This is a genomic window from Thermogemmatispora sp. (assembly GCF_042408735.1).
In the GTDB taxonomy this organism is placed as follows: Bacteria; Chloroflexota; Ktedonobacteria; order Ktedonobacterales; family Ktedonobacteraceae; genus Thermogemmatispora.
In genome coordinates this window covers 21179-34637 of record NZ_JBHOQV010000073.1, presented here as the reverse complement: position 1 = coordinate 34637, position 13459 = coordinate 21179, and the positions used below count along the sequence as shown (strand labels likewise).

Sequence of the window (13459 nt, the reverse complement as noted above, 5' to 3'; positions counted from 1 at the left end):
CAAAAGATCCCGGCCACCCAGGGAGTAAGGAGCGTTTCGGTTGACACCTGCCTGTTGTGCATGTAGTTGACCAAGAGCCACCGCAGCAGGCCGATGCGGCGGGGCGGAGCGGAGCGGCCCAAAGCGCTGTCCCTGGCGCGCTCAGCCGGCTCGCCGCTCTTATTGCTGCTGCTGTTGCTGTTGCTCGCTGTGGCTGCGCATCAATTCATCCATGCGGCGCTGGCGATCGGCGGGAGTCAGGCGCAGAACGCGCTCGATAGCCGCATTGAGGGCGCTAGGCTTAAAGGGTTTGGTCAGATACTCATCAACCCCGGAGAGAAGGCCCGTGAGCTGATCCTCCTCGCGCGTCATCGCACTTAGGATGATCATAGGAGTATCGGCGGTACGCGCATCGCCTCGCAGGCAGCGCACCAACTGGTAGCCATCCATCCGAGGCATCTTGACATCGATGATGACGCAGTCGGGGTGATGGGCATAGACCTGCTCCAGGCCCTGCACGCCATCGTAGGCCACGATGACCTCGTACGAGCCTTGGAGGTTGACAGCATATTTGATAAGCTCTACAATTGTAGGATTATCGTCGATGACCAGCACTTTCTTCATCGTCTTTTCCGCTGTCTAAAGCCGTCTTGCTCAGGCACTGCACTTTATCTCTCCTCAACAGCAAAGACGACCCACCCCTTTGCATTGTAACACACCTGCCTGGCCTTGCCAACTCAGGCTCTCGAGAGTACTATCCTGGCCAGGCGAGCAAGCTGAGGGCGGGGCCTGCGGCGCCGCCGCCCACTTGCCGGCGCCGTTGAGAAACAGTCCTCTCGCTCTGCCTGCCTTTTCTCCGATTGTCCTCCTGTGGTAGAATGAAGGCACATCTGGCTTACCGGCAGCTTCGCCCTGGTGCAAATGCCCCAGGCGGGCGGCTAGAGAATTGCCCCAATCGGGGGGAGATTGCTCGTTATGGCTGTTTCAGAGCGCTACTCGCGACAGATCCTCTTTGGGCCTATTGGCCAGCAGGGCCAGGAACGTTTGCTTGCTTCTTCCGTGGCCATCGTCGGCTGCGGGGCGCTGGGGACCATGCTCGCCAATCACCTCTGTCGCGCCGGCGTCGGCCACCTGTTGATCGTAGACCGCGATTACGTCGAGCTGAGCAATCTGCAACGCCAGATTCTCTTCGATGAGGATGACGTGCAGGCCCATCTCCCTAAAGCGGTGGCCGCCGCCAGGAAGCTGGAGCGCATCAACAGCGAGGTCAGGATCGAGGCCCTGGTCGCAGACCTCGATGCCGAGGAGGCCGAGTCTCTGGTGCAGCGTGTGGACCTGGTGCTGGACGCGACCGATAATTTCGAGACGCGCTATCTGCTCAACGATGTCTGTGTCAAGCACCGACGGCCCTGGATCTACAGCGGCGTGATCGCCGCCCACGGGGTGACGATGAATATTCTCCCCGGTGAAACGGCCTGTCTGCGCTGCGTCTTCCCCGAGCTGCCCCCTCCGGGGAGCACCCCCACCTGCGACACCGCTGGCGTCCTCAACGGAATCGTCAGCCTGATCAGCGGCATCGCCGCCACGGAGGCCCTCAAGATCCTGCTCGCCAGTCCAGCCATCAGCCGGGCGCTGCTGGTGGCCGATCTCTGGGAAAATACGTGGGAGCGCCTGGAGTTGCCTCGTCAGGACGATTGTCCGACATGTGCCCTGGGCCGCTTCGATTTCTTGAATGCCTCTGCTCAAAGCAACACAGCCGCGCTCTGTGGCCGCAACGCTGTTCAGGTTCGCAGCCGCCAGCGTGGGGCTTCCCTCGATCTGGCCGCTCTCGCCCAGCGCCTCCAGGCGCTCGCCCATGTCCAGCATAATGCGTACTTGCTGCGCTTCCAAATCGAAGACTACGAGATGACGGTCTTCCCCGATGGGCGCGCCATTATTAAGGGGACTGATAATGAGCAAATCGCTCGTTCTCTTTATGCCCGCTACATCGGTATGTAATGGCCTCCCGCCACGGCTCTAACCTGAGCCGGCCCGGGTCGGCCCGCGCTGCCCGTGCTCGCGCCCGGCTCGGGGTCTTGCCCCTCTCCCGGTCTATGCTATAATGAGGCACAATCCGCCTGGTGGTCTCTTCACTTCCTCATCCATCGCAGTGTCTCTCTGCGAGAGAAGGCAACAGACGAAACGCTACTGGCAAGCGAGCAACAAGAAGATAGAACGACCGACCTCCATCAGCAAGCAAGGGAGTCATGTTCTATGGCTGAGTATATTCTGGTCTGCGTGGCCTGGCCCTACGCCAAAACGTCGACCCATGTGGGGCAGATCGCCGGCGCTTACCTGCCCGCCGATACCTTTGCCCGCTACCATCGGCTGGCCGGTAACCACGTGCTGATGATCTCTGGCAGCGATGAGCACGGCACGCCAATCCTGGTCGACGCCGAGCGTCAGGGCATCTCGCCGCGCGAGTTTGTCTCTTACTACCATCGCCAGATCTGCGAGATCTGGGAGCGACTGGGGATCTCCTGGGACCTCTATACGGAAACTGGCACCGAGAATCATTATCGCATTACACAGGACTTCTTTTTGACGCTCTATCAGAAGGGCTATGTCTATAAGGATACGATGCAATCGCCCTATTGTCCAACGGACCGCCGCTTTCTGCCGGACCGCTATGTTGAGGGAACCTGTCCTCACTGTGGCTATCCGCAGGCGCGCGGCGACCAGTGCGACAACTGCGGGCGCGTCCTTGATCCTGTCGATTTGATCCAGCCTCACTGCCGCCTGTGTGGCAGCCGAGAGCAGCCGCTGGAGATCCGCGATACCGAGCATTTCTTTCTGGACCTGCCCAAGCTACAGGAGCCAATTCTGCAGTGGCTTTCTCAGGGCAAGGAGCATTGGCGTCCCAACGTTTATAGCTTCACCATGAATTGGCTGAAGGAGGGTCTGCGCCCGCGGGCCATTACGCGCGATCTCGACTGGGGCGTGCCTATTCCCCTGGCGGGCTATGATGAAAAGCGCATCTATGTCTGGTTTGATGCGGTGATCGGCTACTTCTCGGCCACGGTGGAGTGGGCGCAGCGCCAGGGCGATCCCGAGGCCTGGAAGCAATGGTGGGTTCCCGGGTCGACCAATCCCCCGGTGAAAGCCTACTACTTTATCGGTAAAGATAATATCCCTTTCCATACGATTATCTGGCCGGCGATGCTGATGGGCTATGGAGATCGCAATCTGCCCTACGATGTTCCCGCTAACGAGTTTATGACGATGCGCGGCAGTAAGGCCTCGAGCAGCCGGGGAAATGTGGTCTGGACCAAGGATGTGCTGGACCTCTATGGAGCCGATCCGCTGCGCTATTACCTGTCGGCCTCCGCTCCCGAGGGACGCGATACCGATTTTACTTTTGAGGAGCTGGTGCGGCGCAATAACGATGAGCTGGTCGCTACCTACGGCAACGCGGTCCATCGTACCTTGACCTTTGTCCAAAGCCGCTTTGGGGGCACGGTCCCTGCTCCCGGCCCACTGAGTGCCGCCGACGAGGCGATGCTGGCAGAGGTGGAGAAGGGATTTCGTAGCGTTGGCGAGCTGATCAGCCGCTGCCGCTTTAAGGATGGGCTACAGGCGGCAATGGCCGTGGCCCATGCGGCCAATCGCTATCTCGATGAGCAGGCCCCCTGGAAGCGGATCAAGGAGGATCGCCAGGCCGCCGGAACTACCGTCTATGTGATGTTGCAGGTACTCAGTGGTCTGCGCCTGCTGCTCTATCCTTACCTGCCTTTCTCCGCCCAGAAGTTGCATGGCTACCTGGGCTTTGAGGGCGATGTGAGCGCCTCCCGCTGGCAGCTTGAAACGGTGCCCGCTGGCAGACGGCTCCCGCCTCCTCAGCCACTCTTTGCCAAGTTGGAGGAACCCGCCGACCTCCCTTCGGCTGAGAGCAAGCCCCTGCCCTAGCAAGAGGCTGCTGGCCCCTCGGAGCGACTGATGGGCGGCTAGAGCTGGTAGAGGGAGGCCTGGCCGGTCGCGAGGAGACGGTTGCCTACAGCCTGCCCAGAGCCAGCGATGGGGAGTCTCTTCCCCAGGAGATCAGCCAACCAGGCGCAGTATTCTCTCTCCGCCTGGTTGGCTGCCTACTCTTCTGGAGTCAGCTCTTCGCTCTCGCGCAGACGATAGCCTGTCGCCTGGGCTGCCAGGCAGGCTGCGCCCACGACGCCCGAGAAATCACCCAGCCGCGTGCGCAGGATGGGCGTCTGACGAGCGGGCAGGGCCAGGGCCACGGTTCTCGCTCGCCGCACCGCCCGCTCAAAGAGCAGGTCGACGGCCTCGATCACTCCTCCCCCCAGGATGAGGGCCTCAGGGTTGTAAAAGTTGATGATCGATGCCAGGCCGTAGCCCAGATAGTCGGCAGCTTCACTGACAACTTCAATCACCAGCTCGTCGTTCTGCTGAATAGCGCTGGCCAGCAATCCCGAGCGGATGATGGTTTCGCCGCCCTTGAGCTGGAGCAGGGCCTCATCGGCCAATACCGATTTGCGACCGTGATGGATCTCCGCCAGAATGGCGCGCGTGATGGCCGTGCGCGAGGCGTAGGCTTCCAGGCAGCCGCGCGCGCCACAGCCGCAGATGCGCCCGCTGGCCTCAACCGTGATATGGCCAATCTCGCCGGCGGTGCCAGAGAGACCCGTGTAGAGTCGGCCATTTTGAATGATACCCGCGCCGATGCCGGTGCCGATAAAGACACAGACAAAATTCCTGTAGCTGCGTCCAGCCCCGTAGAGATACTCGCCAAGAGCTGCCACCTCGACATCATTGCCAACAGCGACTGGGCGTTCAAACTCGGCACTCAGCAGAGCCGCCACCGGCATATCGCGCACGCCGAGATTGGGCGCATCCAGAATCACGCCGGCCTGACGATCGATCTGGCCGGCGGCCCCGATCCCCACCGCGAGCAGCTCGCGCCCGTTGCGCAGACCTGCGGCCTCCAGGGCCGCACGAGCTACCTCTATCACCCGGCGGGCGACGAAGTCCTGCCCGCGCTCGGCTTTCGTGCGCTTGCGCGCCGAGGCAATCACTTCGCCGCTGGAGACATCGATGACTGCCGCCAGGGTCTTGGTGCCTCCCAGGTCGATGCCCAGCGCATGGGTCGTCGGCGCCGGACGCCCCGCGTGATTCTTGGCCATAGCTCTCTCCTCGATACAGACAGAACGGCAGCCAGCCACAGACAGGCAGGGCCTGTCTTCTACTGCCTGCTCCTTGCAGTGGAGACGAATCCCAACCATGAACAGGTCAGGCTCCCGCCCCGCTCCAGAGCCAGGCTCGCCCGCTTTCCACCCAAGGGGATGAGGCCGCACAGCGCCCCCCAGTCGCCTCTTCCCGCTTACTCCTGGCGGAAAGGGAGGCTCAGACCCGGCTCTACATCGAGGTCAAGGTCGTGCCTCTCACCATGCAGCAGGTGGAAAAAGGCGGCTGCCGCCACCATAGCAGCATTATCGGTGCAAAACTCGATGGGCGGATACTGCAGTTGGATACCCAGCGGCCTTAGCTCCTCTTCCAGGCGGGCCCGCAGGGCCACATTGGCCGCTACTCCGCCGGCCAGCAAGACCTGCCGCACGTGATACTCTTGGGCGGCCAGGCGCGTCTTGACGGCCAGAACATCGACAATGGCCTCCTGGAAGCTCGCCGCCAGCAAGCCAACATGGACCTGGCCCCGCCTGGCGGCCTCGCTACCCATCGTGGTATAGCGACTGATCTGTCGGCCTCCACTGGGCAGAGGACGAGCAGGCTGCTGATCGGCGACCAGCCCCTCAGCCAGATGCAACATAGCTGTTTTCAGGCCGCTGAAGCTGAAATCGTAGGTACCTCGCAGCCAGGCCCGCGGCAGATGATAAGGGTTGCGCAGCGGCGAGCGCTGCTGACGAAGCTCCTCCTCGGCCAGACGGGCCGCCCGCTGGATAGCGGGACCACCAGGATAGCCAAGCCCCAAGATCCGCGCCACCTTATCAAATGCTTCTCCTGCGGCATCGTCGCGCGTCCGTCCCAGCAGAAGATAGTCAGCGTGATCACGAATGAGGACCAACTCGCTATGGGCCCCGGAGACGATCAGACAGACCAGCGGAAAGAGCGGATCGCCTGGCAGATAGGGACATGCTGTCTCCTCCGCACCAGCACCAGCCTGGGGGTCAGCATCGGAAGCCTGGCGCAGCCAATTGGCGTAGATATGAGCCTCCAGATGGTTAACCCCGAGAAACGGCAGATCGTGGGCCAGCGCAAGAGTCTTGCCCACCGTCAGACCGACGAGCAGCGAGCCGGCAAGGCCTGGACCATAGGTAGCAGCCACAGCACTGATATCTTCCCAGCTACAGCGAGCCTGCTGTAGGGCCGTTTCAATGACCGGCAGCACAGCGGCCAACTGCTGCCGTGAGGCAACCTCGGGGACGACCCCTCCGTAGCGCTCATGGATCTCGATCTGCGAGGCGACCACGTTTGCCAGCACATAGCGACCATCCTTGACAATGGCCGCTCCGGTCTCATCACACGAGCTTTCAATCCCTAGAACGAGCATAGTTCACCCCCTTTCCAGAAGCAGAATGACTGGAAGGCTCCATCTCTATCTCTGGATCTCGCCCCGGCCGGCCCGTCTCAGAGCGCTGCCCAGGCCCCCACCCCGCAGAGGCGAGGGAATCGAGGGACCTGCACCGGCCAAAGGAAGTCTGTCGATGGTCGCAGCAGAGCAGGCTCGACACGCTGCTGAGGCTCTCCCTCTCCACCAACTTCCGCCACCCTGCAGGCCAGCCAGCTCGCCCCACCAGGGGTCTGGCCAGACCTGACCGATCGGCCGGCCCCCTCCCTAACCCTGAGCTTCCAGCTTCCGTAAGAGGGCGGCTTTCTGCTCCTGGAATTTCTGGCGATAGGCCGGGCTGTGGATCTCGTCGGTCCACATGATCAGGGCATCCTCCTGGTTATCGCTGTAGTAGCGATGGCGCAGGCCAGCCTCGCGGAAACCATACTTGCGATAGAGATTTTGCGCAACGTAGTTGGAGACACGTACCTCAAGCGTGACCCACCGGGCGCCGATAGTATAGGCAATATCGATCAGGCTGGTGAGCAGGAACTCGCCGAGGCCCTGACGGCGATAGTCAGGGTGCATGGCGATCGTCGTGATATGCGCCTCGTCGACCATGAGCCACAGCCCAGCAAAGCCAATGATCGAGGCAAGCTGGGGAGAGGTCGTCGCCGTCGACGAGCGACCCGGCAACAGCGACAGAGGGAAGAAGCGCCTTGGCTTCTCGGCCTCAGAGGCAGAAGGCTCCAGGTGCTCCTCTAGAATCTTTTTGTCGCGCAGGACAATATAGTGCGCCCAGCGATTATCTTGCAGCTCCTTGCGGTAGGCGCTGGGCGGCCAGGTTGTTGGATAGGCCAGACGCTCGATCTCGATCACCCGAGGCACGTCTGACAAGGTCATGCGTTCAATGATGTAACGCACGTTCTTCCCCCTCTGTCTCGCTTTGAGGTAGAGAGCGCGGCTGATCCACCGCGTTCAGCAGCGGTTGCTTGCGTGCACTGGCAGTAATGGCAGGGGGACGCAAGTAAAGCGGCTCCAGGCGCAACGGGTCATCGCTCTCGCCGCGCAACAGGCGCGGCAGAGCCAGGGCCGCCAAGGTGGAGGCTCGCCTGGTAGCCTGTAACGGCTCCGCGAAGGCGCAGTCAGGCAGGGAAGAGCGCAGGAATGTGCAGGTGACCGCTTTCATCTCCCCACAGAAGAGAAAAGGAGGAAGCTCACGACGCCCCGGCACCGCCAGAGGAGAGGCGGCTGCCAGCTCTCTGAGAGAGGCCACGAGCTGCCCAGGAGGCAGCAGGAGGTAATCAGAGAGCCGTCGCAGTTCCTGGGTCAGCCGCCCCTGCTCGTCCCGGCTCTCCGCGCAGAGATAGCAGGCGGCATATAGCTCTGTGCGCCCCGCTTCTAGCACGGCACAGATCGGACCTGGCCAGCGACGCTGCTGGGCGGCGATGATATCCAGAGTGCCTACCCCAACCAGCGGCTTGCCCAGCGCAAAGGCCAGGCTGCGAGCTGTAGCCACCGCCACCCGCACGCCGTTGAAGGAGCCTGGGCCTAAAGCCACCGCCAGAGCGGAGAGATCTGCCGGGCGCCAGTTACGGCTGCTCAGCAAGCGGCGAATCGCAGGCAACAACTCAACGCTGTGATTGTTCTCGACAAGCCAGGTCTCTTCGGCGTAGAGAGTCTCCTCTGAGCAGAGAGCCAGGCTTGCCTGGCGCGTGGAGGAATCAATTGCCAAGAGCAGCATAGGTGTTTTTCTGAAATTGCTGTAGCAGATCACAATAATACGATCCGATGGCTTCGAAGAAGAGCGCACGCTTCGTCTCGCTGAGCAACTTCAGGCGGACGCGTAGATACTCGCCAGACCAGAGCGCAGCGGCCTTGTCCGCCCATTCTACGACGCAGACACCCGCTGGATGAGCAAAGTAATCTTCGAAGCCCAGATCGAGTATCTCTTCAGGATGCTCCAGGCGATAGAGGTCGAAATGGTAGAGCGCCAAACCTCTGGTGCGCGTTGCCTGCCCTTCTCCGCGCCCGCCCAACTGGCCGCGGTACTCCTTCAGGAGTGTAAACGTAGGGCTGCTGACCACCGCAGAGATGCCCAGGCCCTGAGCCAGGCCCTGCGTAAAGGTGGTCTTCCCCGTCCCCAGTTGGCCAGCCAGCAGGATCAGCTCGCCGCCCCGCAGCAGCTCACCTAAACGCATGCCAAGCCGCTGAGTTTGGGCTGCACTATGGCTGATCACATCAAGGGTACAGCTCACCTCTTCTTGAGAAGCACCAGTCACGCCGTCTTCCTTCTCCACGGCTACAGCCGTGGCTCAAGTATCTCTTGAGCCTTTCCAGAGAGCCTCAAATTATTATAACACAGTCCTTCCCGCTTCGCCTCAGCCGATTTTCTTCCCACAGCGCGAGCAATAGAGCGCTCGCGCGCGTACCAACTGGCCACAGTGGGGGCAAGGAACTTTATCTGCTGCCCGCGGGGCGCTCGCAGGGCTGGCGGGCGCTGGCCCTGGGCTGGGGACGCTGTTTCCCATTCCCGCCTGACTCGCCGCTGGGGTGCTCGGGGTCAGCGGCGGTGGCGTATAATCGGGCGGCGGCTGCGGAGCAAACTGTTCCGGCTGATAGGTCTCACTCTTGATCTCTTGAAGCTGCTGCTCCCGATTCCGCAGATCGGCATCCAGCTCCTGAATACTGGCGCAGATGCGTGCCAGTTGCGGCTGAGCCAATGTCCCCTGCTGATAGAGCGTCATCGCGGCGCCAGCCAGCTCCTCTAACAGGAGCTGGCGCTGCTTGAGGAGTTGATCAATCTCGCCCTGCTTACTTCGAATGCGCAGTTGCTTCTGCGCTTCCCAGGTGGTGCGACTCACCGCCGCCGAGACAAGATGTTTTGCCGACTCAACAAAGTCCGCCATTTGTGCTGCTCCTTCTTTACTCTTTCTCAACTGGTCCCGCCTACCAGGAAAGTGGGCCAGACCTACCCTGCCTGTCCGCTCAGGGCCGAGAGTTCCTGGCAGTCCTGGTCGGCTGGCTCGAGACCTCAGCTGGAGGCTCCCTAAAAGGGCCTCGCGTCTTCCTCCTCTACAGCCCCACGGTGGATACGCAGGGCCTCCAGCCGACCAGTGCCACTGAGCTGGATGGCGACCACATCGATCCTCCAGGGACGCCCGTAGGCCCCATGCAGCTCGAGGTAGTGAGCGGCCACCTCGATCAGCTTGCGCCGCTTACGAGGCGTCAAGGCTTCCTCAGGAAGGCCCCAGCTCGAGCCACGCCGTGTCTTGACTTCAACAAAGACCAGCTCCTCCCCCTCGCAGGCCACAAGGTCAATCTCGCCCACCCGACAGCGAAAGTTCTGTTCGCAAATCTGGTATCCCCGCTGACGCAGGGCGGCAGCCGCCAGGCGCTCGCCAGCCTGACCAAGCGCCCGTTGCCGTCTGTGCCGCTGCCCGGCCCCGCCACTCAGGTCGGTCGCCTCCCACTCCCGCTGTCCCTGGCCATCAGACTCCCCGTAATCTGTAGAATTCATGAGAGTAATACGCCATCTCCACGATGAATGTTGTATGCTTCCTACAAGGGAAACGCTGAGCTAGCGCTCATACTGCCTGCAAGCATAGCCGAGACAACGGCAAGATGCAAGCAGACAGGGGGCGTTCAGGAAGACGGAGGACGGCCCAACCGAACCGGGCGCATATCTCGATCTCAACATGAGAGGAAGGAGTACGTCAAAGAATGGCCAAACAAACAATCGTCTTTCTCCACGGCGCCGGAGGGAGCGCCCATAGCTGGAGCGCCCTCCTGAAGCAGCTTGACTCGTCCACATTTGCTGCGCTGGCCATCGACTTGCCAGGACACGGCCAGCGTGCGGACACGCTGCCTGCAGAGGTGACCATCAGCGACTACGCCCAGGCTGTCAGGCAGATCATTCGCCAGGAACTGCAGATCGAGAAACCGTTTCTCGCCGGGCACTCTATGGGCGGGGCAATCGCCCTGACCCTGGCCCTGGAATACAGCCAGGAACTGTCTGGGCTGATCTTGATCGGAACCGGCGCCCGCCTGCGCGTCCGAGCCGACCTGCTGGAAGGAGCGCGGACCGGCACCTCCACAGCTCTGCAGGCCCTGGCCACCTGGAGCCTGGCCCCAACGAGCAGCGAGAGTCAGCGCGCCCAGTTTCAAGAGGAGCTGGCCCGCGGCGCCGCTCAGCTCTACCGCGACCTCCTGGCCTGCCACACCTTCGACTGCATGGCCCGCCTGGGAGAGATCCAACTGCCTACCTTGATCGTCGTAGGAGCAGAAGATCAGATGACACCCGTCAAATACAGCCAGTATCTTCACGATCATATCACAAACTCAACGCTCCAAATTATATCTGGCGCCGGTCATGCCCTGATGCAGGAGCGACCCGAGGAGCTGGCTCGCGTTATCGCTGCCTGGCTGGCAGCAGCCCCCTCGACGCCCTCCCCTGGTTCATGCTACAATACAGCCAGTGGTTTCCCTCATGAGCAATAGAGCAAGCAGGGCAACAACGGCCCTTCTTCATGGAGAGGCCGCCCGATACCTCTACGCTTCGTCTAGGGGCAAGGCGGCCCAAACAAGGACTTTCCAAAGGCCAGAACGGTTGTCATAATGCCGTGCCTGGATGCGCAGCACGCCAACCAGGTTACTTAGAAGTTGACATACCATTTTGGGTATTTCAAAGCACTATAACTACCTGTTTCACATTCTGCAATAAGGGGTGAAAAAGAAGAGATTTTACCAGGCAGGGGCTACAGGTGCGCGTCAGTGATTCTTGCGATGGTCGGCAAACGACATGGAACGGATCTTCGCCGCTCCGGTGACGCCCAGAATACAGCCAGGGCAGTTTGCCGCCTTAGGACCAAGGCAACTGGTCTGGCGTGAGGCGCTCAAGGCGGTGAGCCGCTCTGCTCTTGAGCAGGGCAAAACGAGCAATGAGAGCAGACGACACCAAGGGACATATACTGAGCTTCGTACACACCATTGGGCGGCCCTTGCTCTCGGCCTGCGTCTCGAGCGAAAGGCCCACAGAGCCAATCGCGTATATTCGCAATGGTCCCTTGGCGAACTGCAGGCGCAGATCAGCCACGAGGCAGTCCTTTCAGGAACACAAGCTCTCAAAGTGGATGCAGATTCTATCAAAAAAACCTGTCCTGTCTGTGGACACACATCCGATGAGAACCGTCCACGGTTCGGATCGCCCTTTACCTGTCACAATCCGAACTGAGGACACACATCGCATGCTGATCTGGTTGGCGCGAGCAATGTGACACGAAGAACGCTCCTGGCCCAGCCCGACTGGGCCAAGACGGGCACCTTGTCAATGTGCCCTGATGCATTGGACAAAGCAGCTCAAGCTGCACGCCTGCAAAGGTATGCAGAGTGGCAGCGGAGTCCCGATGCAGGCCTCCGGTTTCTCTCTGAGCGGAGGTCATTGACACAGAGCATTTGCGATAGATAGGGGGCAACGGTATGTCAGGCCATTCGAAATGGGCACAGATTCGTCGAGCTAAAAGCGTTAACGATGCGCGCAGAGGGCAGCTATTCACGCGCCTCGGGCGCGAGATCGCTGTTGCGGTGCGCGAGGGAGGCAGCGGCGACCCAGCCGCCAACCCGCGTCTGCGCATGGCCATTCAGCGCGCGCGCGATGCCAACATGCCGATGGAGAACATCGAGCGCACCATCAAGCGGGCGCTCGGCGGCGCCGAGGGTAGCAACCTTGAGGAGGTGACCTACGAGGGCTATGGCCCTGGCGGAACAGCCATTCTCATTGAGGCCATGACTGAAAACCGCAATCGTACGGTCGCCGAGATTCGCAACGCCTTCAGCCGCAACGGCGGTAGCCTGGGCGAGACGGGCAGCGTCTCCTGGATCTTTGAGCCGCGTGGGGTTATCGAGCTGGCCCTTGACGGGCACGACCCGGATGAGGTCTCGTTGGAGGCCATCGATCTGGGGGCTGAGGATGCCGAACCATCCACCGAGGACCAGATCCTGACGGTCTACACCACACCGGCTAACCTGGAGAAGGTGCGTCAGGCTCTCCAGGAAAAGCACTATAAGATCCTGAAAGCCGAGAGTACGATGGTCCCCAAGACGCGAGTCGAGCTGCACGATGCCCGGACCGCCCACCAGCTCATGCGGCTCGTAGAGAAGCTGGAGGATCTGGACGACGTGCAGAACGTCTATTCCAATGCCGATATTCCTGACGAACTGGTGGCCTCCTATGAGTAGGGCTTGTGGTGGCAGCAAGCTGGGAACCAGAGCGACCCCTGCGGCCGCTCTGTCCTCCCAGAGGCAGCGCCGTGAGGAAGGCGGCACGTCCCTATGACCCAGAAGGCTCCGCCGCGGCGGGTCGCCCTGGGCATCGATCCAGGAACGGCCATCGTAGGCTACGCCGTTGTTGCCGCCCAGGGCGATAGACTGAGCCTGCTCGCCTGCGATGTGATCACCACACCTGCCGGCATGCCCTTACCTCAGCGCCTCCAGCAGATCTATGAGCGCCTGGGAGAGGTGATCACCGCTCATCAGCCCGCAGAGGCGGCAATGGAGGAACTCTTTTTTGCCAAAAACGCTCGAACTGCCATGATGGTCGGGCAGGCCCGCGGCGTCGCCATGTTGGCCCTGGCAAACCACGGCCTGTCTATCGCGGAGTATACTCCGCGCCAGGTGAAGCAGGCAGTCACCGGCTACGGCAGCGCAGATAAGGCCCAGGTGGGCGAGATGGTGCGCATTCTGCTCAACTTACGCTCCGTCCCTCGCCCCGACGATGCGGCGGATGCAGCGGCCATCGCCATCTGTCACCTCCACAGCTCCCACCTGATCAGAGCCAGCCTCCTTTCTTCAGAGGACTTCCACCCCTCAGAATCAGGAGGATGGTGACCATTCCCCAAAAAGTCAGCAACCGTTACTCAGATCGCGCCAGTG

The 13459-nt window shown here is 61.3% G+C and carries 13 protein-coding genes; 5 read left to right on the top strand and 8 right to left on the bottom strand.

Annotation, left to right across the window (positions count from 1 at the left end; all coding sequences use genetic code 11):
- Window positions 1-159: 159 nt before the first annotated feature.
- Window positions 160-603 (bottom strand): response regulator transcription factor, encoded by a 444-nt coding sequence (locus tag ACFMO7_RS05940; protein WP_376794597.1) that lies wholly within the window; start codon window positions 601-603, stop codon window positions 160-162.
- Window positions 604-954: 351 nt separating this feature from the next.
- Here ACFMO7_RS05940 and ACFMO7_RS05935 point away from each other — a divergent pair, with 351 nt between their 5' ends.
- Together ACFMO7_RS05935 and metG are read left to right on the top strand one after the other, a co-directional pair.
- Window positions 955-1977, top strand: coding sequence for a ThiF family adenylyltransferase (locus ACFMO7_RS05935; RefSeq protein WP_376794596.1), 1023 nt, complete (start codon window positions 955-957; stop codon window positions 1975-1977).
- Between the two features lie 54 nt (window positions 1978-2031).
- A complete protein-coding gene (metG, locus tag ACFMO7_RS05930; RefSeq protein WP_376794595.1) occupies window positions 2032-3924 on the top strand; it encodes a methionine--tRNA ligase in 1893 nt (630 codons plus the stop codon).
- A 176-nt stretch (window positions 3925-4100) separates the two neighbouring features.
- Here metG and ACFMO7_RS05925 read toward each other — a convergent pair whose 3' ends face one another.
- From ACFMO7_RS05925 to ACFMO7_RS05895, 7 genes are all read right to left on the bottom strand, one after another.
- The gene (locus ACFMO7_RS05925) at window positions 4101-5150 is read right to left on the bottom strand and encodes an ROK family protein (RefSeq protein ID WP_376794594.1); all 1050 of its coding nucleotides are present in this window, start codon (window positions 5148-5150) and stop codon (window positions 4101-4103) included.
- Between the two features lie 197 nt (window positions 5151-5347).
- A complete protein-coding gene (locus ACFMO7_RS05920) occupies window positions 5348-6532 on the bottom strand; it encodes a tRNA (adenosine(37)-N6)-threonylcarbamoyltransferase complex transferase subunit TsaD (protein WP_376794593.1) in 1185 nt (394 codons plus the stop codon).
- A 285-nt stretch (window positions 6533-6817) separates the two neighbouring features.
- Window positions 6818-7453, bottom strand: a complete 636-nt coding sequence (gene rimI, locus ACFMO7_RS05915) for a ribosomal protein S18-alanine N-acetyltransferase (RefSeq protein ID WP_376794592.1) — start codon at window positions 7451-7453, stop codon at window positions 6818-6820.
- Entirely contained in the window at window positions 7437-8273 is an 837-nt protein-coding gene (gene tsaB / locus ACFMO7_RS05910) for a tRNA (adenosine(37)-N6)-threonylcarbamoyltransferase complex dimerization subunit type 1 TsaB (RefSeq protein WP_376794591.1), read from the bottom strand. The genes rimI and tsaB overlap by 17 nt, the downstream gene beginning before the upstream one ends.
- The gene (tsaE, locus tag ACFMO7_RS05905) at window positions 8254-8811 is read right to left on the bottom strand and encodes a tRNA (adenosine(37)-N6)-threonylcarbamoyltransferase complex ATPase subunit type 1 TsaE (RefSeq protein ID WP_376794590.1); all 558 of its coding nucleotides are present in this window, start codon (window positions 8809-8811) and stop codon (window positions 8254-8256) included. Before tsaE ends, tsaB begins: the two co-directional genes overlap by 20 nt.
- Window positions 8812-8910: 99 nt before the next feature.
- On the bottom strand, window positions 8911-9438 hold the full coding sequence (locus ACFMO7_RS05900) for a hypothetical protein (protein ID WP_376794589.1): 528 nt from the start codon (window positions 9436-9438) through the stop codon (window positions 8911-8913).
- 140 nt (window positions 9439-9578) lie between these two features.
- Window positions 9579-10049, bottom strand: coding sequence for a YraN family protein (locus ACFMO7_RS05895; RefSeq protein ID WP_376794588.1), 471 nt, complete (start codon window positions 10047-10049; stop codon window positions 9579-9581).
- 203 nt (window positions 10050-10252) lie between these two features.
- Here ACFMO7_RS05895 and ACFMO7_RS05890 point away from each other — a divergent pair, with 203 nt between their 5' ends.
- From ACFMO7_RS05890 to ruvC, 3 genes are all read left to right on the top strand, one after another.
- Window positions 10253-11029, top strand: coding sequence for an alpha/beta fold hydrolase (locus ACFMO7_RS05890; RefSeq protein ID WP_376794587.1), 777 nt, complete (start codon window positions 10253-10255; stop codon window positions 11027-11029).
- A 978-nt stretch (window positions 11030-12007) separates the two neighbouring features.
- Window positions 12008-12766 carry a YebC/PmpR family DNA-binding transcriptional regulator gene (locus ACFMO7_RS05885; RefSeq protein ID WP_376794586.1) on the top strand — a complete coding sequence of 253 codons (759 nt, stop codon included), beginning with the start codon at window positions 12008-12010 and terminating at the stop codon, window positions 12764-12766.
- Window positions 12767-12859: 93 nt separating this feature from the next.
- Window positions 12860-13414: a crossover junction endodeoxyribonuclease RuvC gene (gene ruvC / locus ACFMO7_RS05880; protein ID WP_376794585.1), complete on the top strand. Its 555-nt coding sequence runs from the start codon at window positions 12860-12862 to the stop codon at window positions 13412-13414.
- The last annotated feature ends 45 nt before the right edge of the window (window positions 13415-13459 follow it).

Bases quoted from the DNA above. Each gene is read 5' to 3' on its own strand.
- ACFMO7_RS05935 (WP_376794596.1), top strand. From the start codon at position 955: ATGGCTGTTTCAGAGCGCTACTCGCGACAGATCCTCTTTGGGCCTATT.
- ACFMO7_RS05925 (WP_376794594.1), bottom strand. From the start codon at position 5,150: ATGGCCAAGAATCACGCGGGGCGTCCGGCGCCGACGACCCATGCGCTG.
- ruvC (WP_376794585.1), top strand. From the start codon at position 12,860: ATGACCCAGAAGGCTCCGCCGCGGCGGGTCGCCCTGGGCATCGATCCA.
- ACFMO7_RS05920 (WP_376794593.1), bottom strand. From the start codon at position 6,532: ATGCTCGTTCTAGGGATTGAAAGCTCGTGTGATGAGACCGGAGCGGCC.
- tsaB (WP_376794591.1), bottom strand. From the start codon at position 8,273: ATGCTGCTCTTGGCAATTGATTCCTCCACGCGCCAGGCAAGCCTGGCT.
- ACFMO7_RS05885 (WP_376794586.1), top strand. From the start codon at position 12,008: ATGTCAGGCCATTCGAAATGGGCACAGATTCGTCGAGCTAAAAGCGTT.
- ACFMO7_RS05895 (WP_376794588.1), bottom strand. From the start codon at position 10,049: ATGAATTCTACAGATTACGGGGAGTCTGATGGCCAGGGACAGCGGGAG.
- ACFMO7_RS05900 (WP_376794589.1), bottom strand. From the start codon at position 9,438: ATGGCGGACTTTGTTGAGTCGGCAAAACATCTTGTCTCGGCGGCGGTG.
- ACFMO7_RS05890 (WP_376794587.1), top strand. From the start codon at position 10,253: ATGGCCAAACAAACAATCGTCTTTCTCCACGGCGCCGGAGGGAGCGCC.
- ACFMO7_RS05940 (WP_376794597.1), bottom strand. From the start codon at position 603: ATGAAGAAAGTGCTGGTCATCGACGATAATCCTACAATTGTAGAGCTT.